Origin of the sequence: Bifidobacterium boum, assembly GCF_000741535.1 — a bacterium.
Classification (GTDB): domain Bacteria; phylum Actinomycetota; class Actinomycetes; order Actinomycetales; family Bifidobacteriaceae; genus Bifidobacterium; species Bifidobacterium boum.
Genome location: NZ_JGYQ01000013.1, coordinates 39640 through 65635, shown reverse-complemented (window position 1 = coordinate 65635; position 25996 = coordinate 39640). Strand labels below are relative to the sequence as shown.

Annotated in this window: 23 protein-coding genes; 7 read left to right on the top strand and 16 right to left on the bottom strand. The window is 61.2% G+C overall.

Annotated elements, in window-relative coordinates; translation table 11 throughout:
* Positions 1–615 precede the first annotated feature (615 nt).
* Positions 616–1686: a PfkB family carbohydrate kinase gene (locus tag BBOU_RS04285; protein ID WP_026503383.1), complete on the bottom strand. Its 1071-nt coding sequence runs from the start codon at positions 1684–1686 to the stop codon at positions 616–618.
* Between the two features lie 280 nt (positions 1687–1966).
* On the opposite strand from BBOU_RS04285, the gene rpmB reads away from it, so the two are divergent.
* The gene (rpmB, locus tag BBOU_RS04280) at positions 1967–2161 is read left to right on the top strand and encodes a 50S ribosomal protein L28 (protein ID WP_026503384.1); all 195 of its coding nucleotides are present in this window, start codon (positions 1967–1969) and stop codon (positions 2159–2161) included.
* 409 nt (positions 2162–2570) lie between these two features.
* The gene (locus BBOU_RS04275; RefSeq protein ID WP_033490454.1) at positions 2571–5075 is read left to right on the top strand and encodes an ATP-dependent DNA helicase RecG; all 2505 of its coding nucleotides are present in this window, start codon (positions 2571–2573) and stop codon (positions 5073–5075) included.
* 108 nt (positions 5076–5183) lie between these two features.
* Here BBOU_RS04275 and rsmD read toward each other — a convergent pair whose 3' ends face one another.
* Positions 5184–5792 (bottom strand): 16S rRNA (guanine(966)-N(2))-methyltransferase RsmD, encoded by a 609-nt coding sequence (gene rsmD, locus BBOU_RS04270; protein ID WP_026503386.1) that lies wholly within the window; start codon positions 5790–5792, stop codon positions 5184–5186.
* Positions 5793–6061: 269 nt separating this feature from the next.
* On the opposite strand from rsmD, the gene BBOU_RS04265 reads away from it, so the two are divergent.
* Entirely contained in the window at positions 6062–6664 is a 603-nt protein-coding gene (locus BBOU_RS04265) for a nitroreductase family protein (RefSeq protein ID WP_026503387.1), read from the top strand.
* A gap of 388 nt (positions 6665–7052) precedes the next feature.
* On the opposite strand, the gene trmD is transcribed toward BBOU_RS04265, so the two are convergent.
* Positions 7053–7985: a tRNA (guanosine(37)-N1)-methyltransferase TrmD gene (gene trmD / locus BBOU_RS04260; RefSeq protein WP_026503388.1), complete on the bottom strand. Its 933-nt coding sequence runs from the start codon at positions 7983–7985 to the stop codon at positions 7053–7055.
* Positions 7986–8211: 226 nt separating this feature from the next.
* Here trmD and BBOU_RS08865 point away from each other — a divergent pair, with 226 nt between their 5' ends.
* Positions 8212–8862: a DUF4190 domain-containing protein gene (locus BBOU_RS08865; protein ID WP_051616875.1), complete on the top strand. Its 651-nt coding sequence runs from the start codon at positions 8212–8214 to the stop codon at positions 8860–8862.
* 101 nt (positions 8863–8963) lie between these two features.
* On the opposite strand, the gene rimM is transcribed toward BBOU_RS08865, so the two are convergent.
* The 5 genes from rimM to ffh all read right to left on the bottom strand — a co-directional run bounded on the left by rimM (position 8964) and on the right by ffh (position 13292).
* Positions 8964–9545, bottom strand: a complete 582-nt coding sequence (rimM, locus tag BBOU_RS04250; protein WP_026503389.1) for a ribosome maturation factor RimM — start codon at positions 9543–9545, stop codon at positions 8964–8966.
* A gap of 8 nt (positions 9546–9553) precedes the next feature.
* On the bottom strand, positions 9554–9787 hold the full coding sequence (locus BBOU_RS04245) for an RNA-binding protein (protein WP_015449829.1): 234 nt from the start codon (positions 9785–9787) through the stop codon (positions 9554–9556).
* A gap of 1 nt (position 9788) precedes the next feature.
* Positions 9789–10250, bottom strand: coding sequence for a 30S ribosomal protein S16 (gene rpsP / locus BBOU_RS04240; RefSeq protein ID WP_026503390.1), 462 nt, complete (start codon positions 10248–10250; stop codon positions 9789–9791).
* A gap of 190 nt (positions 10251–10440) precedes the next feature.
* Positions 10441–11463 carry an endonuclease/exonuclease/phosphatase family protein gene (locus BBOU_RS04235; RefSeq protein WP_026503391.1) on the bottom strand — a complete coding sequence of 341 codons (1023 nt, stop codon included), beginning with the start codon at positions 11461–11463 and terminating at the stop codon, positions 10441–10443.
* Between the two features lie 188 nt (positions 11464–11651).
* Positions 11652–13292, bottom strand: coding sequence for a signal recognition particle protein (gene ffh, locus BBOU_RS04230; RefSeq protein WP_033490452.1), 1641 nt, complete (start codon positions 13290–13292; stop codon positions 11652–11654).
* 398 nt (positions 13293–13690) lie between these two features.
* Between ffh and BBOU_RS04225 the strand changes: the two genes are divergently transcribed.
* A complete protein-coding gene (locus BBOU_RS04225; protein ID WP_026503393.1) occupies positions 13691–14614 on the top strand; it encodes a cation transporter in 924 nt (307 codons plus the stop codon).
* 133 nt (positions 14615–14747) lie between these two features.
* On the opposite strand, the gene cysS is transcribed toward BBOU_RS04225, so the two are convergent.
* Entirely contained in the window at positions 14748–16361 is a 1614-nt protein-coding gene (gene cysS / locus BBOU_RS04220) for a cysteine--tRNA ligase (RefSeq protein WP_026503394.1), read from the bottom strand.
* Positions 16362–16441: 80 nt separating this feature from the next.
* Here cysS and BBOU_RS04215 point away from each other — a divergent pair, with 80 nt between their 5' ends.
* Positions 16442–17167 carry a type 1 glutamine amidotransferase gene (locus tag BBOU_RS04215; RefSeq protein WP_026503395.1) on the top strand — a complete coding sequence of 242 codons (726 nt, stop codon included), beginning with the start codon at positions 16442–16444 and terminating at the stop codon, positions 17165–17167.
* Positions 17168–17242: 75 nt separating this feature from the next.
* On the top strand, positions 17243–19357 hold the full coding sequence (locus BBOU_RS04210) for an ABC-F family ATP-binding cassette domain-containing protein (RefSeq protein ID WP_026503396.1): 2115 nt from the start codon (positions 17243–17245) through the stop codon (positions 19355–19357).
* A gap of 94 nt (positions 19358–19451) precedes the next feature.
* Here BBOU_RS04210 and ilvN read toward each other — a convergent pair whose 3' ends face one another.
* From ilvN to coaD, 7 genes are all read right to left on the bottom strand, one after another.
* Positions 19452–20006 carry an acetolactate synthase small subunit gene (gene ilvN, locus BBOU_RS04205; protein ID WP_026503397.1) on the bottom strand — a complete coding sequence of 185 codons (555 nt, stop codon included), beginning with the start codon at positions 20004–20006 and terminating at the stop codon, positions 19452–19454.
* Between the two features lie 39 nt (positions 20007–20045).
* Complete coding sequence (locus tag BBOU_RS04200; protein WP_026503398.1) at positions 20046–21968, bottom strand: acetolactate synthase large subunit; 1923 nt, start codon at positions 21966–21968, stop codon at positions 20046–20048.
* A gap of 200 nt (positions 21969–22168) precedes the next feature.
* Positions 22169–23107: a ribonuclease III gene (rnc, locus tag BBOU_RS04195; protein WP_152595640.1), complete on the bottom strand. Its 939-nt coding sequence runs from the start codon at positions 23105–23107 to the stop codon at positions 22169–22171.
* 389 nt (positions 23108–23496) lie between these two features.
* Positions 23497–23691 carry a 50S ribosomal protein L32 gene (gene rpmF, locus BBOU_RS04190; RefSeq protein WP_026503399.1) on the bottom strand — a complete coding sequence of 65 codons (195 nt, stop codon included), beginning with the start codon at positions 23689–23691 and terminating at the stop codon, positions 23497–23499.
* A gap of 96 nt (positions 23692–23787) precedes the next feature.
* Positions 23788–24381, bottom strand: a complete 594-nt coding sequence (locus tag BBOU_RS04185) for a YceD family protein (protein ID WP_026503400.1) — start codon at positions 24379–24381, stop codon at positions 23788–23790.
* Position 24382: 1 nt separating this feature from the next.
* Positions 24383–25204, bottom strand: coding sequence for an ATP synthase subunit B family protein (locus BBOU_RS09220; RefSeq protein WP_420885357.1), 822 nt, complete (start codon positions 25202–25204; stop codon positions 24383–24385).
* A gap of 210 nt (positions 25205–25414) precedes the next feature.
* The gene (gene coaD / locus BBOU_RS04175; RefSeq protein WP_026503401.1) at positions 25415–25906 is read right to left on the bottom strand and encodes a pantetheine-phosphate adenylyltransferase; all 492 of its coding nucleotides are present in this window, start codon (positions 25904–25906) and stop codon (positions 25415–25417) included.
* Positions 25907–25996: the final 90 nt, after the last annotated feature.

The following is a 25996-nucleotide window of genomic DNA, read 5'->3' as shown; positions in this document are numbered from 1 at the left end:
CTCATCCTTCCAAACTGGTTACGCTGGGAGGTTTGTTTGCGTGGCTGGTTTGTGAGGGTTGGTGTTTCGGCGTGCCGCGTGCTGCACGGATGTGGGAGATTGTCTCGGGGTCGGCAGGCGGGTGGTGAAGTCCCGGATCCCAGTGGGAAATTGTCTCGACATCGGCGAACGTGTAATGAAGTCCCGAATTTCTGCGGGAGATTATCGCAGAGATGCTGATTTGGCGATGTTTTCCCGATTTCGGCTACAGGGGTGATTTTTCAGAATCGCAGATTTCCAACGATTCTGCTGGGAGATTATCCGCAGGGCGGCCGATTTTCCGCAATCTCCCACGTCCAATGTGGGAGAACGGACGCGCATCAGGCGAATCCGACACTTCTCCCGGAATCACCGCGCTCGAGAAAATCCGTCATCCAAGCGTAACCACGCCAACAGACTGCGGCATACACCCGCAACGTCCGGAATCGTAGAATCAGCAGCGCACCGGGCTGAGGCATGCACGGGCATGCAGGAAGGGGATACACGCGAGGCATACGCGTGCCGTAAAGCAGTCGTCGCGGCGGGCGGAACACTCGCCGCGACGAATCGGCGCATTTGGACTCTTCAGTTGTGCCGCTACGCCTGTACCTCCGCGGATTCGTCCGCGTGTTCTTCGTGCCGCTTGATCAGTGCGATCGCATCCTCGACAGGCGGGCAGTCGGGCACGCCGGCCTTGTTGTTGCTGATTGCGATGGAAGCCGCGGCGTTGGCGATCCGTACCGCGTCGAACAGCGACCAGCCTTGGGCGAGCATCGCGCACATCACGCCCGTATGGCATGATCCCGCGGAACGGGAGTGCGTCGACTTGACCGGGAAACCTTCCACATGCACCACATCGCTGCCCGGTACACGGACCCATGCTCCTCGTGCGCCGGCTCGCAATACCAGCGGAGCACGCAGCGTCGAGCCGAGCGCGTCGCACAGACCGGTCATCGCGTCGTCGAAACCGCCGCCGATTGTCAGTTTGGAATCATCCATAGGAGGGATTCCGAGCCGCTCGGCAAGCGTATTGGCTTCCTGACGGTTGCACGACCATGTCGGCCGGCATAGCACCGTGTCTTCAATGAGACGATCGCTGACCAGATGCAAGGAATTGGTAGGATTCAGCACAATCGTGTACGGGCGTTTGCCGGGGTTCGCGCCGGCGCGATGCAGGAACCCGTCGATTCCGGCTGCGGAATGATCCATCAACGTGTTGCCACTGATGTGAACGACATCGCCATCCTGCGGTTCGATCGCATCGAAGGTACGTTCGTCGCCCTGCGCTTCCGCTCCGTATGTCGCGATGAAGGTTTTGTCCGACCCGTCGTTGAGCACCAGACGGAATCCGGAATCAGCGTCGAGCCGATCGCCGCCGATATGCTGGATGCCGTTCGCGTCGAATTCGTCACGGATAACCGATGACCATAATCCCGTGCCGACGATGCCGGCGTGCTTTGCCGGCGATCCTGATCGTGCCGCGGCTTGCAGTACGCGGAAACTGCCCCCTACCGACGGGTTGACTGAATCGGTGACGGCGAATCCGCCCGGTTTCGGCAGTTCGCCCAGACCCAACATGATGTCGACCCAGACCTGACCTAGCGAAATCACGGATGCCGTTGCTGGTGTGCGTTCTGGCTTGTGCGCGTTGAGGATATCGTGAAGCATACAACCTCCTGATTCACTCGTGTGATTCGTGTGCGAGGCAACGTCGTTGCCGCCGGTTGCTTTCATATTGTATCGGTGTTTTCGCGGATGTTGCGGAGGTTGAAGCTAGACATGTTGCATGAAAATGCTGGGATTCCGCCCTCGTCGAGCGTGTCCGGCACGCAGGTTTGCGCTTGGTCCGGTTTAGTTGTATCCTAGTGTAGTTGTGTGTTCGGCGGACGCATATGCGGCGGTCGGGCAGACACGACTTGCAAGTCAAAGAATGTATAGGGAGTCCATCATGGCAGCTCGTTGCGCAGTGTGCGGCAAGGGACCGCAAACCGGTTTCACCGTGTCGCATTCGCATATCCGCAATAAGCGCACCTTCCGCCCGAACCTGCAGCCGGTCCGCACTACGATTGACGGTCAGAATGTCCGTCTGCGCGTGTGCGTGAAGTGCCTTAAGGCTGGCAAGGTTCAGCGTGTGGCCGCGTGAATCGCGAATGAAGAAACAAGACCCCGGAGCTTCAAGCTTCCGGGGTCTTTGCTTTTGCCGTCGGAGTGGAGAAGGCGGGCAGGGTGCGTGCTGCCGGCGGTATCAGCCTGCGGTGTGACCGGATGGTCGCACAACGTCAGGGTTATACCGGATTCTGCTGGGGGAGCGGGGGTTATCAGCCTGCGGTGTGACCGGATGGTCGCACGGCGGCGGGATTGTGTGGGGTTCGGCTGGTGGGCTGGAGGTATCTGCTTGTTGTGCGACTAGTGGATGACATGGAGGCGGGGTGACAGCGGTATTGTCTTGGATTCCGGTGGTATCTGCCTGCTGTGCGACCCCGTCATCGCACGACAGGCGGGATTCATCGCTCTCCCCGCCGCACAGCACCGGATGTGGGACAATAAGAGGTATGACCGTTTCACTGACCACCCCGCTAGCCAAGCTGCTGACCAACCGTCGACGGATCAGCGCGCTGAAAGGCCTCGGCGTGGTTACGTGTGCCGACGCCCTCACGTATTACCCGTTCCGGGTTACCGATCCCGTGCCCCTGCGGGCGGTGCGGGAAGGTCGGATCGGCGAGCCGATGGCTTTCGCCGGTGTCGTGCGCGATGTGCGCGTGATGCCGATGAACGCCCGTCGCGGCTACCGGTTGCAAGCCATGGTCGATGATTCCGCGTTCGCCGCCGAACGCCGCGTGGCCGGCACTGTCACCGCGCTCGTGTTTTTCTCCTACAAACAGCAGTACGTCAATTGGCTCAGCGCCCGACTGCACACCGGTGCGTCGGTGGTCGTGTGCGGCACGCCCAGCGAATACGACGGCATGCCGCAGTTCACCCATCCCGAAGTCCTGACCGTCCCGGCATCCCCCTCCGCAACACAAGAACCCGGCCATGGCCAGCGGTTCGATGCCGACAGCATCGATGACGCGTTGCGGCGCGTCTGCCGTCCGCGCCCGGTTTACCACGCCAACTCCCGTATTTCCAGCGAGCATATCCACGATTCCATCGTCACCGTGTTGCGCGCGCTTGCTGCCGGAGACGATGACAATGTCGAGCCATCTGCCGCGCAATCCGGAAAAGCCGCGCAATCCACGCAATCCGGATCACGCGGAACGACCAGCACAGCCGCAACATCCCCGGAACCCGCGGAACTCCAAGAGTCCGCACCATCACCATCCCGCGCCTCTTGCCTCTCGCCAGCCCCCGACGGCATCGAGACATCCCCGAAAATTCCTACTGCCGCCTTGCGACGCGCCATTCCTGACATCCTCCCTGAAAGCGTGCGTGAAGCATGCGGCCTGATGCATAGGGCCGAAGCCTTCCTTGCCATACATGAACCTGATTCGGTGGACTCGTTCCGGCAAGCCCTTCACACCTTGCGATATGAGGAAGCATTCATCTCGCAGACCGCCGTGCTGCAGGAACGTGAACAGGCGCGCAAAGCCGAGACCTTCCCCTGCACTGACGGCGGTATGCGCGAGACCTTCATTGATTCGCTCCCCTTCACCCTGACCGGCGGGCAGGCCAGCGTCATTGACGATATCGTCCAGGATATGGGTCGCGACTACCCGATGCAGCGCCTGCTGCAAGGCGAAGTCGGTTCTGGAAAGACCGTGGTCGCGCTCGCCGCGATGCTGCAAGCCGTCGGATCGGGCTATCAGGCGGTGCTTGTGGCGCCTACGCAGGTGCTTGCCGAGCAACACGCTGAAACCGTCGGAGGCATGGTCTCCAAGGCGGGACTTGCTATTCCGGTCACGCTGATCACGGGCGGCATGAAGCTTGCGGCACGTCGCAAGGCGCTTGCGGTGGCGGCGAGCGGCGTGCCTGGCATCATCATCGCCACGCATGCCGCATTTTCGCGGACCTTCCAAGCGCCGAACCTTGCCCTTGCGGTCATCGACGAGCAGCACCGATTCGGCGTCGAACAGCGCGAAACCTTGCTTCAACGCGGTGAGAAGATCCCGCATCTGCTGGTCATGACGGCCACGCCGATTCCCCGCACGGCCGCGATGACATGGTTCGGCAGCCTTGATCTGTCGTGGCTGACGGAGCTGCCGGGCGGGCGCAAACCGATCCGCACCTTCGTGATTCCCGAGGCAGACGGCCCGACTATGGCGAATATGTTCCGGCACATTCGCCGCAGGATTGACGCGGGGGAGCGCGCGTACATCGTCTGTGCACGCATCGACGAGGATGAGAGCGACGACCAGGCCGGTCAGGATGCCGAACTGTTCGAAGAGCCGGACGATGCTTCCGGCTCGGGGGATGGCTCCGGCGGGTCGTCGTCCGTCCAACCCAAGCCCCCGCTGCATGCAGTCAGCGAGATCGCCGCAAGGCTTGAGGCGCTCCCGCAATTTCAAGGGGTGCGGTTCGCGACCTTGACCGGGCGCGATGATGATGCGACCAAGCAACAGGTGATGGCTGGTTTCGCCGCCGGCATCACGCCGATTCTTGTGGCGACCACGGTAATTGAGGTGGGTGTGGACGTTCCGCAGGCCAGTTGCATCGTGATTTTCGATGCGGACCGATTCGGCTTGTCACAGTTGCATCAGCTTCGCGGGCGTGTCGGGCGCGGTGGCACGGATTCGTGGGCCTTCCTTGTGTCCCGGGCGGAACCGGGCAGTATCGCCGAACAGCGGCTGGCTGTGATCCAAGGGTCGCTTGATGGCGCCGAAATCGCGCAGGCGGATTTGGAGTTGCGCGGGGCCGGCGATGTGCTGGGCGACGCACAATCCGGCGGAAAATCAGGGCTCAAACTACTGCGTGTGGTCAAGGACGCGAAGATGATCGCGGACGCCCGAGCTCGAGCCGAACAGGTGCTTGCAGCCGATCCGGGGTTGGAACATGAGGTCCAGCTCGCCGGAGCGGTCCTCGATTTCACCCGAGGCAACGAATCCCACCTCATCAGCAGCTGACGCCCCAGTTTCTGCCGACGCTGGGTGGTGTGTGGGCGTCGGCGGAGGGTCGTGGTGCTGCTTCTGCCGACGCTGGCAGGCCCATGAGCGTCGGTAGAAGCAGAGGCGTCAGCGTGGTGACGCGGCGTTGGTATCGGCGTCCTGAGCGTCGGGTTCGAGATAGATGACCGCGGTTTCGCCGTATTTGCGCGCATCCGCCTCGTGCCAACCTGCTGGCGGAGTGAGCGCATCCGATCGGGCGGAACGCTCGACCACAATCATGGTGTCCGGCCCGGTCGCTTCACCTTGGGCGAGCGCTTCCAACAGCGCGTTGCACTCTTCGGTCGCATATGCGTACGGCGGGTCGATGAACACCAAGTCAAAAGACGCACCATGATACGAGTCAACGAACACTTCGGCACGCCGGCGCATCACCCGCGCGGACAATTCCGGCCGCCACGCCTTGGAACGCTTGAGCTGGGTGAGCGTACCGTTGATGAGCGCCGCGGCGGGGCCGGCGGACTCCACAGCCACCAGCGATTGTGCCCCACGAGACAACGCTTCGATGCCGAGCGCTCCCGTTCCTGCGAACAGGTCTAGCACGCTGGCTCCGCGCACCAGACCCCAAGAGTCGAGATGAGAGAACACCGCCTCTTTGGTGCGGTCGGTAGTGGGCCGGGTCCCCGGTTTCGGCGTGGCCAACGCCATGCCCTTGAATCGTCCTGCAATCACGCGCATACCGACCACTCTAACCCGCGCCCCGGTCGCGGCCGTCACTGTGACTTCGCCCACAGTATTCCAGCAGAGAAACTGCGGGTGTCGAACCGGTCCGACATGTAGCCTGAAAGCAGCAGGAGAGATGGTCATTGCGCCATTACGTGTTCCACCGTAACGCGGAACGGAGCTGAAGCGCCGCATCTATCCTCGACAGCGGGGTATCGAACCGTGTCAACCCGCACAGCCGGAGCATTCCGCAAGCCAATCAGTCCGCCACGTTTGGAGGTATCATGTCCACGTTCGTTTCCGCGATTTCCGCTCGCCGCTCGCAGTATGCGCTGACTGACGCGGCTGCGCTGTCCGATTCGGAGATTGTCGATCTCATCCGTTCGGTCGCAGGCGAAGTCCCCAGCGCATTCAATGCTCAGCCGCAACGTGCCGTCGTCCTGTTCGGCGAGGACCATCACCGTCTGTGGGCGATCGTGCATGATGCTTTGCGCGCAGTCGTCAAGGACGATACCGCGTTCGCTGCGACCGAACAGAAAATCGCCGGTTTTGACGCTGCGCACGGCACGATCCTGTATTTCGATGACACTACGGTTACCAAGAATCTCCAGGAACGCTTCCCCTCCTACGCGGCGAACTTCCCCGTGTGGGCGCAGCAGGCGAATGGCATGCTTCAGTTCGCTGTATGGTCGGCGCTTGCCGAAGCCGGTATCGGCGCGAACGTGCAGCATTACAACCCGCTGATTGATGATGCGGTCCGTGATGCTTTCGGTATTCCCGCGGATTGGAAGCTGATTGCGCAGATGCCGTTCGGTGAGGTCACTGCGCCTGCCGGCGAGCGTGAGCATATGCCGTTGGATGAGCAGGTTCAGGTGCGCGGCCTGTGACGCGCGTTCGTGCGATTGAAAACCTGAGGTCTGCCGGGAGCGATTCTGGCAGACCTTTGTTGTTGTGACGCTAATTCGGTGTTCCCGCGATAGGTCGGTTGCGGAAAGTACGGATTGTAGCGGTATTTCGTGGCGGTTGTGCGAGATGGGGTTCTAGTGTCGGTTTGCTGTTGCGCTGATGTTCCGGGAACCCTCAGATACACAGCCATCTGGCGGTTGCTGATCCGCGGTGCCCGCAGGATGACGAGTATGCCTTGGCATCTGCGTCATGGTGTGCAAGAAGGCCGTGTATCTCGCGGGATTGTACGGTGGGTGGCCCGGCACGTCGTAGATGTCGGATTATTCGCCGGTACCTGTGCGAGGGTGCAAGGGGCGCCCACAACACAATTCATCCCCGCTTCAATCGCCGCGGATGTTCGGCGGACACCTCCCAGCCGAGCGCCATCAGCGTCTTGCGGTCGGCCTTGCTCAGCCGAGCACAATCCAACTGTTCAATGAGATCCGGACGAATCGCGTCAGTCCGGGCAAGCGCCTCATCGCGGCGGAACCGGTCGACTTTCCCGTGGTCACCCGAAAGCAGCACATCGGGCACACCCATGCCGCGCCATACGGCCGGCCGCGTGTACTGTCGGTGCTCGAGCAGCGCTTCGGAGCCGGTATACGATTCCTCCACGATGGATTCCGGATTGCCCATGAACCCTGGCAGCAGGCGCGTAATCGCCTCCAACATCACCGATACCGCGACTTCGCCGCCGTTGAGCACATAATCGCCGATCGAATACTCGCGCACATCCACGCCTTGTGCCCGATAGTATGCCGGAATACGCGCATCATAGCCCTCATAGCGCCCACATCCGAACACCAGCCGTTTGGCGTGGCTGAGCTCGGTCGCGTCACGCTGCGTAAACAGGGGTGCGGAAGGATTGGGAAAGATGAGCACGGAATCGGGGGTGTGGACGGGAGTCCGCAAATCATTACCGGACTGCGCATCCTGCAAAGCATCACTGGCAGCGGTCTCCTGTGCCGCTCCATCGGTTTCGGCGGGCGCGGCGGTACTGTCGGCGTCATCGTTCGCACTCATATCCTGCGGCTCCAAGCCGAGCAAATCATCAAGGCACTCCGCCCAGACCTCAGGCTTCATGACCATGCCGGCGCCTCCGCCGACCGGGGTATCGTCCACGGAATGATGCACGTCATGCGTCCAGTCGCGCAGATTATGGGCGTGGACGCTGACAAGCCCCTTGCTTTGCGCCTTGCCGAACAGGCTCAGGTTCAGCACGTCGAAGTATTCGGGGAACACGGAAACGATATCGATCTGCATGTCCACCACTGTACCGGCCCGCCGCCCCAACAACAGAAAAGGCAAACGTTCTACGCGCTGAAATATGTCATTCCCAAGTGTCGACAGACGATTCGCTGGTACAGTGACAAAATACGGCAAAATACCAGCGTGATGCATGGTTTTGATGCGCTCGCGTTATGTGGCACGTGTGTTGCAGGCCGTACTTGATGTTCGAATCCAACGCCTAGCAAAGGAGCACACTACGATGACCAACGGCCAGATTCCATGGGACGCGCCTGCTGAAGGGCAGCCCGCTGACCAATTCCAGCCCACCCAGCCTGCCCAGGCTCAGCCATTCACTGCCGCAACCCAACCAGACCAGTCCCAGCCGACAGTTCCGCCGTTGCCCACCCCTGACGTTCCCGCTCAGCCGGATTGGGCGCAACCGGCGTACGCACAGCAGCAGCCGCCGCAGCCTCAATTCCAAGCTGACGCTGCCCAGCCCGTCTATCCCCAGCCGGATGCCGGATACGCCCAGCAGTCGTACTACGCGCAGCCCGATCCCGCCGGTGTGACCCCCGGTTACGGCATGCCGTACGGCACGGCAGGTATGCCCACCGCTCAGCAGGCTAATTACATGCCGTATGTCGTCAAACCGAAGATGAATACGCTGGCTGTCGTTGGTTTCATCTGCTCCTTCCTGATTTCCCTTATCGGTCTTATCCTGTGCATCATCGCGAAGAATCAGATCAAAACCAGCGGGGAACGCGGCAATGGTCTCGCGACCGCCGGCATCATCATCAGCGCCATTATGATGGCACTCTCGTTGATATGCCAGCTGGTCATGTTCAGCTCGCCCAGCCACTCGTATAGCACCACGGTATTGCTGCCGATGCTGTTCGGCCTTGTTGGCTGATTCGACAGCGTAGCGGCATCACACAGTGCATACGTGAGTGAGGGGGGTGTGCGTTCAATCGTGAACGCACACCCCCTCACGCGGAATGCGACGGATACGGGTCACCAGCCGGGAATCAGCCCGCCTGGCGGGTCAAGCGTCAAATACCCGTCTTCCAAATCGATATCCGGCACCAACTGGTCGACGAACGGCACCAGCGTACTGGTTTCGCCCTCCACCGGTTTGGCGAGCCGGATTTTAAGCAGATACTGGGCGCCTTCGATGACATCCACGACCTTGCCGACCGTCTGCCCGTCGGGTGCGCCGAGCGTGTTGCCGTCAGCGAACCGGGCTTCCAGTCCGACCAGATCCTTCGGATACCATGCGTCTTCTTCGAGCATATCCTCCGGGTCGTCGGCCTCGCCGTACAGAACAGTGCCGTTCAATGCTTCAGCGGCGTCACGGTCGTCGACACCTTCGAAATGGATGATCCAACGGTTCTTGAAGGTCCGCGAATGCGCGACTTCGAATTCCTGTTCGCCGTCACGTGTGTACAGCACGGAACCCGGTTCGAACCGGTAGTCAGGCTCATCAGTGAACACCTGTACGGTGACTTCGCCTTTGAGCCCTTGAGCGCGGCCGATACGACAAACCCTCAGCAGTTCACGCTGCTGAGGGTCGTCGGAGTGTTGTTGACGCACCACGCTCTCGCTCACCTGCGTACGTCCATGATATCGACGCGCACCTTATGGTCGGCGATAGCCTGTACAACCGTGCGAATCGCATTGGCTGTGCGGCCCTTGCGGCCGATGACGCGACCGATATCCTCAGGATTCACGCGCACGCGAAGCAGTTCGCCTCGCGCGTTTTCGTGGGATTTGACCGAAACATCATCCGGGAAATCCACGATGTTCTTGATGAGGTGTTCAACAGCTTGAGCGAGCATGTCACTCAGCCTTTTCCTCAGCCGGAGCTTCAGCGGTCTCGTCGGCCTTCTCGGCTTCAGCGGCGGCTTCGGCTTCAGCCTTGGCCTTGGCCTCGGCCTCAGACTTGGCGGCCTTCAGCTTCTGTGCCTGGGCTTCAGCGGCCTCGATACGAGCAGCGGCGTCCGGACCAGCTTCCGGGGTCTTCAGGGTGCCTTCGGCGCCCTCAATGCCCTTGAACTTCTGCCAGTCACCGGTGATCTTCAGCAGCTTGAGCACAGGCTCGGACGGCTGTGCGCCGACACCCAGCCAATACTGGGCGCGTTCGGAATCAATCTGGATGAGCGAAGGCTGCTTGTTCGGATCATAGGTGCCGATCTCTTCGATGGAGCGGCCGTCGCGCTTGTTGCGCGAATCCATGATTACTACGCGGTAGAACGCGTAGAACTTCTTGCCCATGCGCTTCAGACGAATCTTGGTTGCCAAAATGGCTCTCCTTGTATTGATAATGCAGGTTGCAGCTTCTGTGTGGGGCACGGAAACCGAACCCACGTGTTCCTCACGACCGCGGAAAGAGAGGGCTCCGCACTCGTGAATAACTGAACTAGTATAGCGCGAACCCCACGATTTTCTCGCGTGTCGCACGCGCCGCGTCATCAATGAGGCGAATGCCGGTTCAAACGAGCTTCAGCTCAACCAGCAGCGCCCGATGATCGGTATTGCGCACGGTGATGGCTTGCGCCGAATGGAAGACCACGCCACTGTTCGCCAACGCGTGGTCGAGCTCGATCCGCGGCCACGGCGTCCACGACGGGAAGGTGAGTGTCGGGCCGTGCGCCACGTCAAGACTCGCGTCGTGCACGCCGGCAGCAAGTGTGTCACGCAGGCAACGATGGTCGAGACAAGCGTTCAGATCGCCGAGGATGACCGTGGGTTCCGGACTGGTTGCGATGGCGTCCACCGCCCGCACACCATACGACCATTCCCGGCATCCGCGCATCGGCGATTTCGTGTGTGCGGCGGCGAACGTGATTTGCCGTTTTGTCTGGTCTGCACTGTTGTGCGCGTCCACATTGATGGTGATGGCGGGAACATCCGCCGCGTGGATATCTAGGAACGTCGCGATACGCCCGACCGGCTCATTGCGCGACCAGACCGCGTTGAATCCGCCATTGTCTCCGGCATGCTGCGCGCCCTGCTGACAGTAGGGCAGTAGCGCATCCAGCCCCTCATGGGTGAGCCTCCCGATAAGCTCGTCGGTCAGCTCTTCGAGCGCGAGCACATCAATATGCTGTTCGCGTACCAGACGCACGATATCCGCCGCGTCAGCACGACCATACCGGCAGTTGAGGGTCATCGCGTTGATGACTCCGCCGGTGGGGAGACTGGAATCCGCCGGTTTGACAGCCACGCTGTTCGCCGTGGCGTGCGATGATTCTGCTGGCTTGCTGAACCAGCGTCGATAATATGGTGATTCTCCTACCGACACGAGGACCAGGAGCGTCAGGTACAGTGCGGCGACCCACCAACAGCCGAGCGCTACGGACCAGACCATGCCAATGATTGCGGGAACCCACAGATGCCGGTCAAGTGCGGTGCTGTATGGCATCGGCATATGCGCTTCCACGTCTGCCGGCAGAAAGCGAAGCAGCCACCAGACCAGCAGCAGGATGGCGATTATCGTCAAAGCAGTAATCATTCGCGTTCGCTCCATTTCGTATGCAATCCACTGGTATCTGTGAAGAGCATTATAGGAGAACAAGCACGATGAGGCCCGCAAGCATATTCACGCTTGCGGGCCCCATCATGATGTGGTATCGAGATGACACCGATGCCGCCACATATCAGGCGGCGATTCGGCATCGTATCGACAGGATGAATCAGCGCTCAGCCGAGCAGGTCCCCCAAACCCTTGCCGAGATTCGGCGGCAGGTCAGGTATGCCGTTTTCCCCCATCATCTCCTGCAATCCGGCAGGAAGCGCAGGATTTTGCGGCTTCTTGGCGAACGCGGAACCGCCGGAGTTCTTGCCGCCGCCGGCGAGCCGTTGACGCAATGCCTTCTCCTCGGCTTCGCGCTTCATCGGATTACCTGACTTCGAGCCTTTCTTCTTCTTGCCGCCCTTCTTGGCTTTCTTGCCGCCGCCGGGGCCGCCGAAACCAGGAATACCGCCCATGCCGGCGCGGTTCGCCATACGGCGCATCATTTTGGACGCCTGCTCGAAACGCTCCAACAGGCCATTGACCGCGGACACGGTGTTGCCTGAGCCGTACGCGATACGGGCGCGGCGGGAACCGTCGATGATCTTCGGGTTGCGACGTTCCTCAGGGGTCATGGAGCGGATAATCGCCTCGGTACGGTCGATTTCATGCTCGTCAAGCTGCTCCAGCGCCTGACGGTGGGCTGCCATGCCGGGGATCATGCCCAGCAGGTTCTTCATCGGGCCAAGCTTGCGCACCTGCTGCAACTGCTCGAGGAAATCATCAAGCCCGAAGGTGCCTTCGGACATCTTGGATGCGGCCTCGCGCGCCTGCTGCTCGTCGAACTGCTTTTGCGCCTGCTCGATAAGCGTGAGGATATCGCCCATATCGAGGATGCGGGAGGCCATGCGATCGGGGTGGAAGACCTCGAAATCCTTGAGTCCTTCGCCGGTGGAGGCGAACAGGATCGGCTTGCCGGTCACGCTGGCGACCGACAGGGCGGCGCCGCCGCGGGCATCGCCGTCAAGCTTGGATAGGACCACGCCGGTGAAGTCTACGCCCTCGTCAAAGGCCTTCGCGGTCTTGACCGCGTCCTGACCGATCATCGCGTCGATGACGAACAGGATTTCATTGGGATGTACGGCGTCGCGGATATCGCGGGCCTGCTTCATGAGCTCTTCGTCAACGCCCAGACGGCCGGCGGTATCGATGATGACGACGTCATAGAGCTTGCGCTTGGCGAATTCGATGGAATCACGCGCCACCTTGACCGGGTCGCCGGTGGTCTGGCCGGGAGCCGCGACCGCCTCGCCGCCGTCGGACTGCACGCCCTTTTCGGGGGCGTACACCGGCACGCCGGCGCGTTCGCCGACCACCTGCAACTGGGTGACCGCGTTCGGACGCTGCAAATCAGCGGCGACCAGCAACGGGGTGTGGCCTGCGTCCTTCAGCCAGTAGCCGAGTTTGCCGGCGAGCGTGGTCTTACCGGCGCCCTGAAGGCCGGCGAGCATGATGATCGTCGGCGGGTTTTTCGCGAAGTTCAGCGGACGGTCGACGCCGGCGCCGAGAATCGCGGTCAATTCCTCGTTGACGATTTTCACGACTTGTTGCGCCGGGTTCAGCGCCTGCGAGACTTCCTCGCCGAGCGCACGTTCGCGCACGCGGCCGGTGAAAGAACGGACGACTTCAAGCGACACGTCAGCGTCGAGAAGCGCACGGCGGATTTCGCGGATCGTGCCGTCGATATCCGCCTCGGAAAGCTTGCCTTTGCTCTTCAAATGCTTGAAGGCATTCGAGAGCCGGTCTGTCAAAGAACTAAATGCTGCCATAATGCGTACCAGTCTAGCCGTTGCGCGGGAAAATCAACGACGCCTGCCGGGGCGGCGGACAACCGCGGGGAATCGATTGTCGGCGCATTGCGTGAGCCCTGTGGAACGGGGGTCGGGAAGCCGCCCGGCCCGCGCAATATACCGCGTAGATCCGGGCATCGGCGTCGCATCCTGGCCGCTGGAATCGCCGGAGCCCACAGAATCCGTGCGGCCGTCGTCGAATACAGGCGTCCCGCCACAACGGTGTGCGCCCGGGGCGAACCGGACTCCCGCGCCTTCGATACGATGGCTGTATAACCGAATACGCGTGACGACCCCAGCCCGAAGGAGGACCGATGAGCCATACTCCGGACCGTGTTTCAGCTTCCCGGACAACAGCGCCGCATCCACAGGCAGTGGTGCCGGTGCAGCATAAGCGTGCGGAACGGCACGCGTTGGTCGTCGGCATCATCGTGAATACGCTCTGCGCGGCAGCGGGGTTGGCCGTGTTCTTCATGACCGGTCTCAAAGCGATGTTCCTTGATTCGGCATTCACATGGATTTCGGTCGTTTCCGGCATTGTGGCGGCGTTTCTCTCCACGCACAGCATGCGTACCAGTGAACGGTTCCCCAACGGAAAATTCGCACTCGAACCGATGTACGCCATCATGAAAGCGCTGCTCACCTTATCGCTCCTGCTGTTTTCCGTTATGGATGTGACGCAGGAGGCGGTGGAGTATCTTCGATTCGGTGAAGGCGAACCGGTGCGGGCAGCCCCGGTGGTGGTGTATGAGGCGATCGTCGTGTTCGCGTGCTTCGCGTTGTACGGGTACTACCGCCGCTGCAACCGGCGGCTTGGTTCGACGAGCACCATGCTTGCCGCGGAAACCAACAGCACGATGATCGACGGATTGATGTCCTTCGGCATCGGAGTCATGGCGTTGGTGCTGCTGCTTCTGCCACATGGCACGGTGCTCGAACCGTTGCGATACACCGGAGATTTCTTCATCACGGTGATTCTTGCGATTGCTACGATCCGTGAGCCGTTCCTCGTGCTCAAACAGGCGTTGATCGAACTGATCGGCGGGGTGCATGACGACGAGACAATCGGTGATTTCGTCACGACACAGGCGCTCAGCGGGTTGCCGTCTGGCTTGGATCTGACGCGATGCGATGTCTTCAAAACGGGGATGAGCTTCACGGTCAATGTCTTGCTGACGGCCGCGGAACCGCATGGAGGCAGTCAGACCAGTGTCGCTGATCTCATCGCCTACAAACATCGATTGGAGCGCTCGCTGGTTTCCCGGCTGCATATTGTCGATGTGAATATCGTCTTCGATTAGAGCAAAGTGTGTCTGGCGGTGCCGGTGCTCGGCCGGCAGGCACGTCTTGACGGGCGATCGTCCGCAACGTTTGCGACGGGCGCGGGGAACATGCCCACAGGCAGACCCCGCGCCACATGCAGCACGGATTCGGTTATTTCAACGACCAGGTGGAGCCGGTCGGAGCGTCTTCGATGAGGATGCCGGCGGCGGCAAGCGAATCGCGAATCGCGTCGGCGGTGGCGAAATCCTTTGCCGCACGCGCCTGCTGACGGGCCTCGAGCTGCGCCGAAATCAGTGCGTCAAGCGCCTTGCCGGCCTTGGAATTCTCACCGTCGACAGCTGCGATGGCCCAAGGGTCTGCCAACGGGTCAAGCCCCAAAGTGTCGAGCATCGCACGCACTGCGACAAGTGTGGCGCGCACCTGGGCGCGGGTGGCGTCGTCCAAGGCGCCTTGGACTTGAGACAACACCGCATTGCCGTCGCGGATAGCGCTGAAGATCGCGGCGGTCGCACCTGAGACATTGATGTCATTGTTCATTGCGGCGACGAAGTCCTGCGGGAGGTCGTCGGCACCGATGGCGCTGATTTCATCGCGTTCGGGCTGCTCTCCGAGCGCCGAACCCGCACGGTCGATGAAGTTGCTTACACGCTCGTATGCGGCTTGCGCTTCGGCCAGCGTCTGGTCAGACCATTCAAGCATCGACCGGTATTGCACGGATCCGAGCGCATAGCGTACGACCCACGCGCTGTGTTCGGCGAGCACAGCCGGCACGGACAGTCCGTTGCCCAAGGATTTGGACATTTTCTCGCCCTTGGCGGTCACCCACGCCGAATGCATCCAGCGTGCGGCTGAATTCCATCCCGCGGCACGGGTCTGCGCCATCTCGTTCTCATGGTGCGGGAACCGCAGGTCAAGCCCGCCGCCATGGATGTCGAAGGCCTCGCCCAAATATCGATGGCTCATCGCGGAGCATTCGATATGCCAGCCGGGACGACCCACACCGAACGGGGTCGCCCAACGCGCATCCTGTGGATCGGTGTCCTTCGGGGCTTTCCACAGTGCGAAATCACGGGGGTCGTGCTTATCCGGGGAAGCGTCCGCCGGGTCGATTGGATTGTATTTGTCGTTGCCCGCCGCATCCACGCTCGGCCCCATGCGATCGGCGACTGCCGCAGCCTCGTCGGCTTCGACGGCACCCTGCTTTTGATGGGTCAATTCGCCGTAATGCGGCCAGCTTGCCACGTCGAAATACACGTTGCCGGTCGGGTTCCCATCGCTGTCGCGCACCACGTAGGCGTGCCCGTTGCGGATGATCCGCTCGATGAGCTCGACCATGTCGGGGATATGCCCGGTCGCACGCGGCTCCACCGTGGGCGGCAGCACGCCGAGCGTATCGTAGGCGCGGGTGAATTCACGCTCGTAATAGTAGGCGCGCGCCCACCACTGCTGACCTGCGGCGGCGGCCTTGTCGAGGATTTTGTCATCGATATCGGTGACGTTGCGCACGAAAGTCACGTCATAGCCCAGGCGCAGCATCCAACGGCGGACGATGTCGAAGGCGACGGCGGCGCGGATATGCCCGATATGCGGGGAGCTTTGCACTGTCGCACCACACACGTAGATTCCGACATGCCCTGGGCGGATCGGCTTGAATGGCGACACGGCGTGTGAAGCGGTGTCGTACAGGTTCAGTCCGGCGGCGGCATCAGCGAGCTGTGGCACGCTGGAAATGTTGGAATTCTGCGGTTCTTCGACGTTTCCCATATCCATGAGCGTATTCGATTTGCCAGACAAAACCGGCCGGGTGTCCACATGTTTACACGGGCAATGCCACAATGGTATGTATGACGCAACCAGAAGTGCTTATCATACAGCACGTCCCGTGGGAGAAACCGGGGCGTATTTTGGATAGCCTTGAGGACTTGCAGATCCCCACGCAGACCGTCACCATCGTCAAAGAGAAGAAGCCTGACCTCCCGGATTTCAAGGAGCTTGCAGGCGTCGTGATCATGGGCGGGCCGATGGGTGCGCAGGACTATGACCAATATCCGGGGTTGAAGGCCGAAGAGAAGCTTGCGCGCGCAGCGATCAGTGTCGGCAAGCCGGTGCTGGGCATCTGCTTGGGGCATCAGATCATCGCCGGAGCATTAGGCGCGAAACTCAGCCACGGCAAGGAACCGGAAATCGGGTTCGCCCCGATCAAGCGCGTCGACAAACACGATTATTTCTCCATGTGGAGCAAGGAACTCAACGTGTTGCACTGGCATAACGATGTGGTCGGTTTGCCGGAGGGCGGCCAACTGCTCGCGCGGTCAGCGAATACCAAGAATCAGGCGTTCCGTGCGGGTTCCGCCTTGGGTTTGCAATTCCACTTGGAAGTCACCGCGACGCTGCTTGACGAATGGCTGTCCGAACCGACGATGACCGAGGGGATGAAGAAGTCGCAGATCGCCAAAATCCGCGACGATTTCGCCGAATACGACCCGCAGCTGCAGCCCTTGGCCGACCAGGTCTTTTCGGGGTTCGCGGCGCGTTGCAACACGTATATCCGTATGTTGTGCGGGAGCTGACGCGCGTGCTGTGCCGTCTGCGGCCGGACTCGCCTGTCCGCTCGTGCCTATGCCGGGCGATACGATAATGGCATTATGCCGACTTATGATCTTGGACTGGAACACGTTTCGCTTTCGTTCGCCACGAAAACCATTTTCACTGACGTGACGCAAGGGGTGTTTGAGGGCGACCGCATCGGTATCGTCGGACGCAACGGCGACGGCAAATCCACGCTGCTACGCCTGTTTTCCGGGGAACAGCAGCCTGATTCCGGCCGCGTGATCACGCGCAACGGGCTGACCTTCGGCATGCTCAGGCAACGTGATCCGCTGGACGACAACGCGACGCTGCGCGAGGCCGCGCTTGAGGGGCGCGAGGACTACGAATGGGCGTCCGATACGTCATCGCGTGAAATCGTCGAGGCGTTGCTCGGCGGCATGAGTCTTGACGCGAAAGTCGGTTCGCTGTCCGGCGGGCAGCGCCGTCGCGCCGATTTGGCCCGCCTGCTGCTCAAAGACTGGGATATCCTCGCACTGGACGAGCCGACCAACCATTTGGACGTCGTGACGATCCACTGGCTTGCCGAACACCTCAAGAACCGCTGGGCGTCCGGTCAGGGGGCGCTGCTGCTGGTCACCCACGACCGCTGGTTCCTCGACGAGGTGTGCGAATCGATGTGGGAGGTGCATGACGGGCTGATCGACCCCTTTGAAGGCGGATACAGCGCGTACATGCTGCAGCGTGTGGAACGCGACCGCCAGGCCGATGTACGCGAGGAACGCCGTCGCAATCTGGCGCGCAAGGAGCTCGCGTGGCTGTCTCGAGGGGCGAGGGCGCGTTCGACCAAGCAAAAGTTTCACGTGAAACAAGCGCGTGAGCTCATCGCCGACGTACCCCCGATGCGCAACACACTGGAACTGAAGCAGATGGCGACCTCCCGTCTGGGCAAGCAGGTCGTCGATCTGATTGACGTGACGCAGATCTACTCGCAGGACGACGAGCGGCGGCTCGATGCCGATGCGGCCGCCGTCACTGCGGCTTCCGGGCGTGTGGACGTGGTTCCGCCGTTGTACGCCGAACCGATTGTCACCGGATCCGTCCAGTTGTCCGTCGACCCGGACGCCCCGATTCCAGGGACAGGGGAGCGTGAAGCTTCCGCTCAGGTGTCCGATACGCGAGACGGGGAAGAGACGCCGCAAACAGACACCGCCGCCGCGCGCACGGTGACCGTATCCGGGCGCAAAATCCTTGATGATGTGACCTGGCTGATCGGCCCGGGCGACCGCTTCGGCATCGTCGGCGCGAACGGCGCCGGCAAATCCACCCTGCTGAAGATCCTCGACGGCACGCTCACCCCGACGTGCGGGAGAGTCAATATCGGCAAAACCGTGAAATTCGCCGTGCTCTCGCAGCGGCTTGACGAGCTGGAGCAGCTCGGCAAATACAAAATCAAGGAAGTGCTCAGCCGCTACAAGCCGAGCTACATCGTCGACGGTAAGGAAGTCACCCCGGCCCAGCTCATGGAGCGGCTCGGCTTTTCCTCCGCACAGCTTATGACCCCGATCAGGGATTTGTCAGGCGGCCAGAAACGCCGCATGCAGCTGCTGCTGATCCTGCTTGACGAGCCGAACGTATTGATCCTTGACGAGCCGGGCAACGATCTGGATACCGACATGCTTGCGGTGATGGAAGACCTGCTCGACACGTGGCCGGGCACACTGATTGTCGTCTCGCACGACCGGTATCTGCTGGAGCGTGTCACCGACGAGCAGTTCGCGCTGGTCGGTGGCAAAGTCCGCCACCTGCCGGGAGGTGTCGGCGATTACCTCAATATGGTCGAGCAAGCCCGCAAGAACGGTGATTGGTCCGCTATCCTCGGCACCGACAATGGCACAAAGCGTAACACAAGTGGTTCCGCGGCGGCTGCAAGCGACGCCCCATCGGCGGATGCCGGCGGCGCCGACAAGCCACAAGCGCATAAGCTGGGCGGCAAGGAATTCCATCAGGTGTCCAAGCGCATCTCCGCCATCGAGCGCAAACTGGCGAAACTCGAGGAACAGCGCGCTGAAATCGAAGCGAAGATGGCTGCGCATGACCCGAGCGATTTCGCCGGTCTCAACGAGCTCAACACGCAGCTCAACGCTGTGACGGACAAGAAGGACGAGCTCGAAGCCGAATGGCTGGAACTGTCCGAAGAACTCGAAGGCTGAGTGCTTTCGGACAGCGGGATGTGAGCTATCTTCAACAATATGGCCCCGTGAAACCTGAAGGCTTCACGGGGCCATACGTATGGCGTCTGAATCGTCAGCGGCCGGTGATTTCCGAGCCGATGACCTTCTCGCTCAGCGCCTTCGGACCACGGGTCATCGCGACCGAGCCGGAACGTACCAGCTCGATGATGCCGTAATGCTCGAGCAGACCGAGCAGCGCGTCGATTTTGCCTTCCGCACCCGTCGCTTCGATGGTCAGGGACTCCGGATTCACGTCGACCACGCGCACGCGGAACAGACGCACGATTTCCAGCACGTCGGAACGGTTGGACTCGTTGGCACTCACCTTGATGAGTACCAGCTCACGTTCGACCGTATTGCTCGGGTCCAGATCGACGATTTTGAGCACGTGCAGCAGTTTGTTGAGCTGCTTGATGATCTGCTCCAGCGGTACAGCCTCAACGTCGGCCGTCACCGTGATACGGGAGATATCAGGTCGCTCTGTGGGGGAGACGGACAGCGAGTTGATGTTGAACGCACGACGGGCGAACAGGCCGGCCACGCGGGCAAGCACGCCAGGACGGTTCTCGACCAGCACGGACAGGGTGTGACGCTCGGAACCCGGCTGTGATGCAGGATAGTTTGCCATGATGACTCCTCTAAACCTTGATGCCTTCCTTGCTGTGCCTCACGCCGCGTCCGCAGCCGCGACGGATTCGCCGGTGTTGCTTGCGGCGGCCTTCGCCTGGGCGGCCGGGCTGAGCAGCGGTCGCACGCCCGGACGGTATGCGACTTCGTCGTTGGATGCGCCGGCCGGAACCATCGGCCACACCATCGCGTCCTTCCAGACGCGGAAATCAATCAGGACCGGACGGTCGTTGATCTCGTTGGCCTTCTTGATTGCCTCGACGGCTTCATCCTTCGTGAACGCACGCATGCCGACGCAATCGTAGGCTTCGGCAAGCTTGACAAAATCAGGCACGTCGACGATATCGTCACGATTTTCACCGTCAGCGAGATTCGTCGCCGAATAATGGTGGTTGAAGAACAGCGTCTGCCATTGACGAACCATGCCGTACACGGAATTGTTGATGATCGCGATCTTGATCGGCGTGTGGTCGAGCAACGCGGTCGCCAACTCCTCGGAGGTCATCTGGAAGCTGCCGTCACCGTCGATCAGCCATACCGGCTTGCGTCCATTGAACTCACGCTGGGAACCGACTTTCGCGCCAATCGCGGCGGGTAGGCCGAAGCCCATCGTGCCAAGGCCACCGGAAGAGATCCACGAATGCGGGTGCTCAAAATCGATAAGCTGGGACGCCCACATCTGGTGCTGGCCGACACCCGCAACCCAGATGGTCTCGGGATCCGCCTGCTTGGACAGCTGTTCGACCACCCACTGAGGGGAGAGCGAACCGTCTACCGGCGCATCCTGCGGCTCGTCATACGTGGTCGGGTACTTCTCGCGCCACTCGTTGATCTGCGCCCACCACGGTTTGAGGTTCGGCTTGCTGTGAATGGCCTGCTGGCGCTTGATTTCAGGAATCAAGTCGTTGAGCACTTCGGCCACGTCGCCGACGATTGGCACGTCAGGCTGACGGTTCTTGCCGATTTCCGCCGGATCGATATCGATGTGGATGACGCGGGCTGCGGGGGCGAAGGAATCCAAACGTCCGGTCACACGGTCGGAGAAGCGCGCACCGATGGCGACCAGCAAATCGCTGCGCTGGACCGCGCCGGTCGCCGCGATACCGCCGTGCATGCCGAGCATGCCGAGCACCTTCGGGTCGGAATCCGGGACGATGCCGCGGGCGGGGAGCGTGGTGACAATCGGGGCGCCTGTCAGGTCGGCGAGCTCCTTGACCTGTTTGCCGGCGTTGGAACGGACCGCGCCGCCGCCCACATACAGCACCGGGCGGTAGGACTGCGAGAACAGCTTCGCCGCATCCGACAGCACGTGGCCATGCGCCTTCGTGGTGGGATTGTAGCCAGGAAGAATCATCCGCTGCGGCCAAGAATAATACATCTGGCCGTTTTGCGCGGTTTTGGTCAGATCGACGACCACCGGGCCGGGACGACCGGAACCGGCGATGTAGTAGGCTTCGGCGAGCACGCGCGGAACATCCTGCGCGTTCGTGACCAGATAGGAATGCTTGGCGACCGGGTACGTGATGCCGACGATATCGGCCTCCTGGAACGCATCGGTGCCGATGGCGCCCACACCCACCTGACCGGTGATGACGACCATCGGAATGGAATCCATGTTCGCGTCCGCAATGGCGGTGACCACGTTCGTCGCGCCGGGGCCGGAGGTGACGATGCACACGCCGACCTTGCCGGTGGCCACAGCGTAGCCTTCGGCCGCATGGCCTGCAGCCTGCTCATGGCGGGTGAGCACGAAACGGAACTTGGTGTGCTCGTTGATGGCATTGTAGACAGGCAGGATGGCTCCGCCAGGAATGCCGAACACGTCCTTGACGCCCAGATCCTCCAGCGAACGGACCAGCGCCTGTGCGCCGGTCATCTTTTCACCGTCGACGATGGACTGTTTCTCCGCTGCGGGTGCCTTCGGCACGCCGCTGAATGCCTGAAGTGGCGTTGGTGTAGCCATGATCCCTCTCATATGTGTGGTGGTATGCTCCGCTATGGCAGCGCTCCTGGTGGGGCGCAGCCGGGTGAGGCTTCTATGCCGCCGACCCCGCTTGTGGCGGTCCGGCAAGCCGAATGTTCGTATTGGTTTTATCGTAATCGCCTGTGGCGAGATAATCGCCGAACAGACCACATGATGGTTGCGATACCGTGCGACGAATGCTACCCGCGGTTTGTGCCGTTCTCGTCAGGGTCATGCGTGGAACCTGATTGAGGGGCGTTTCCGGCGGCACCACCTGTTGCGGACCGCATTCGAGCACAGTCGCGTTCACGCTGTTTGAGCGTATGCCATGCTTGTTTGGCGGCCGCGAGCTGGGCTTTACGCTTGCTTGTTCCGCTGCCGGTTCCCAGCAACGGGTCGGCGCCTTCATCGGCGATATCGCCATGCTCGTCATGCAACGGCAGCGTCCAACGTTTGCCGTACCCGCCGGGCAGGATCGCGCGGGCGGTGAACCGTTGCGCGTATTCCGGACCGCTGACGGACATGCGGTACTCCGGGTCGGCCAAGCCCATGTGATGGGCGAGCACCGTCAGCGAGGTCTTCCAATCGAGGGCGGGGCCTTCGGTGGCGACTTCCCTGAGAGTGTCATCCACGAGGCGATGCACGACTTCGCGCGCACCATCAATCCCATGTTCGACAAACGTCGCGCCAATCAAGGATTCGACGATATCGCACAGAATCGAACTTTTATCGGCGCCGCCGGATTCTGCTTCACCATGGCCGAGTAGAATGAACCGGCCGACGTGGAGCTTGTCCCGCGCGATGGCGGATAACGATTCCTCGGAAACCGCTTTCGCGCGCATTTTCGCCAGCTGTCCTTCGGTCATGTCCGGATGGGCTTTGAACAAGGTTTCCGTGGAAACGAGTTCCAGCACGGCATCACCGAGGAATTCGAGCCGCTCGTAATTAGGGGCGCCGGGATGCTCGTGGGAGAAGGAACGGTGGGTCAGCGCCTGAACCAGCAATTCCGGGCTGATGGTCGTGCCGAGCGCGTCGAGCAGCTCCTGCGTAGGTGACTGGTCGTCGTGTTCCTCTCGGACCACGCCGACATGATGCCTGGTGTTCGGCGTGACAGTGGTAGCCGTATCAACGCGTCTCATGCTGGAACCGTGATGCTTGGAGCGGTGGTGTTGTGACGGTGCGCCGTCGGTGTTGGAGCTGGAAGTCATGAAGCTGCCTCGTGGTCGTGGATATGGTCCTGACGCTACGCCGGAAGCGTAACGCGTTTGGGGCTTCCGGTGTTCTGCTGACCGCCGTGCGCAGTATCAACGTCCGCTGATGGTAGTCGGCAGGATACCTGAAGCCGGTACTTTGCGCAGGGGAGGCGCATGTGTCCCCCGTGGCAAAAACCGTATACCTATCATAGCGGTGTGCGCGATATTGGGGAGCCCGCATCGTGAACACCCCGGCGTGCGAATACGACAGGACCCTGCCACCCGTCGATGGCAGGGTCCTGAATCAGTGAACCTCGTTCAGCTGCTCCGGTCACTCAGTTGGTGTGAGCGGACTGGATGGCGTCGCGGTAAACGCGGCCGCGGTAGGAACCGCAGCTCGGGCAAGCCACGTGCGGCAGCGTCGGAGCGCCGCAATTCGGGCAGGTGACGGTCTGTGCGGCAGACGCTTTCCAGTTCGCGCGACGCGAATGCGTATTGGCGCGCGAGGTCTTGTACTTAGGCAGTGCCATGGTGTATTCCTCTGTTTCGTTCGAACGATTGAGCTTAAGCGTTCAGAATTCTACCGCATGCCTCGTACAACGTCCACTTGCGGCGGCACACCATGTTCACTCGGCCTTCGACTCGCGTTCCAGCTGCTCTTTCAACGAGGCAAGGGACGCGAAACGGATATCCGTAGTGTCATGCCGGTGGTCCGGATGCTCGTTGAGGTTGATGCCGCATTGTGGGCACAAGCCCTTGCAATCAGGCTTGCACAACGGTTGCAAGGGCAGGGTCTCGACGAACGAGTCACGCAACAGGGCCTCCAGATCGGCAAAACACCCGTCGGGACTCAGCGGGTACGTGTCTTCCGTCTCCTCTTCGCCTGCGATGATGTCCGTGTCGTCATCCTGATCCCGCGATGCGTCTTCATAGGGGAAGAACGCGGTGACATCCGTACCCCAGTCGCGTTGCAGCGGGGTGAGGCAGCGGGTGCATTCCGCGTGGACGGGGGCGGTGAGATGGGCGTGGAACACGAGTCCGTCCACGATGGAATCGAACGCCCCGTCGACGTGGATCGGCTCGCCTTCGTCAATGCCGACGATATTGTCGCCGATGCCGCTGGGCGCGGGGAAATCCGCGTCAACCGTGGTGCTCTGCCCTGGCCGTGAAGCGACCTGTGCCACGGAAACCGCCCACGGTGAATCTTCTGGACGTGTCATATCAAGCCTCCGGATAATCGTCTGGTTGAATATGGTCAAGCCGTTCGCTTGCCGCGCGTTCGCGCTGGTCGAGCACACTCAGACCGCCGCGCACATCCTGGCTGAGCTTGTCAAGCTGGTCTTGCAGGCCTTGCATGACATCAGTGCAATACTGGTTGGCACCGCTGGTGAGCTTGTCGGCTTTGGTTTGTGCTTGGTCGAGGATAGCACGCGCTTTCTGCCGTGCGATGGTGGTGATGTTGTCTTGCCCGGCCAGGAATTGCGCTTGCTCTTGCGCGTCGTGGACGATGTTCGCGGCTTGGCTTTGTGCCGAGGCGATAACGGCGTTCGCTTGGGTTTGCGCGTTTTCCAGCCGGCGTTCGGCTTCGCGCATGAGCGCGGAGGCGCGTTCGAGTTGCACGGGGAGCATGTTTTTCAGCTCGTCAAGCTGCCCGGCGAATTCGTCACGGTCGATTCTGACCTGATTGGGGGCGAAGAAGCTGCTTTTTGCCTCATCAAGCTGGCGTTCGAGCGAATCCAGGATGTCGTAGACAGTGGTGAATTCCGCACGGCTTTGGCTTTCGGCCTCGGAATACCGGTCATGGTCGCGGGCGGCTCCCACGGCGGCATCCGCGGTGGCGTCCTGTTGCCGTCCGTCGTCAGCTCCGCCGCGGCTTGCCGGATCCCTCAGATCAGGCAAGGATGACATATCGAAACCACGTTTGGTGCTGCCGGTTGCTTCCGCGGGTTGCGTCTGCGTGTCGCGGGGGTCGCCGGTGGCTGTTTGCGTCGCTTTTTCGGTGGGTTCGCTGTCGGCTTGTGCGGTGTTCGTGGTGCTGGTCATCGTGGGTGCCGGTTGTGCGGGAACCTGACCGGTGCCGGTTCCGGTGTTGTCGTTCGAATGATCCGGATCGTTGGCGCCGCTGGCTTCGCTGCCTGTCATGCTCTCTCCTTACCTTTGATCTCTGCCGTGGTGCGTGCTGCGTTTTCCTCTATCGTAGGCGATGCTGTGGCGTCGCGAATACGATGGGCGACGTGTCAATCGCGAGGCGTGTCACGCATGTCGCTCTTCATCGAGTGCGCGTTCGAGCAGCGGGATCACGCAATCGGGAACCATGCCGGTGACATCACCGCCGTGGCGTGCGACATCCTTGACCACGGAGCTGGAAATATGCTCCAACACCGGGTCCGCAGGCAGAAAGAGGGTTTCCACGTCGGCGAGTTTGCGGTTGACGAGCGCCATGCCCAGCTCCGCCTCATAATCGCCGTTCTGCCGCAAGCCTTTGACGATGACAGTGGCGCCGACTGTTTTGCAATAATCGGTGATCAACCCGTCAGTGGATGCGACGACCACGTTGTCGCACGTCCCGCCGAGCGCCTGTCGGATGATATCAACCCGGGTGTGTTCGGAAAACATCGGTGTTTTCGCGGCGTTGACCGCGACAACGACGTGTACTTGCGTGAAGAAGCGCGAGCAGCGGCGGATAACGTCAAGATGCCCGGCGGTCACCGGGTCGAACGAGCCAGGGCATACTGCGATAGTCATACCATAAGCGTACCGCGTTGCTGTCATCGGATATTTGGCGTGGCTATGATGGTGGAAACGCAACTTCAGCAATACGGTAATGAATTGAGA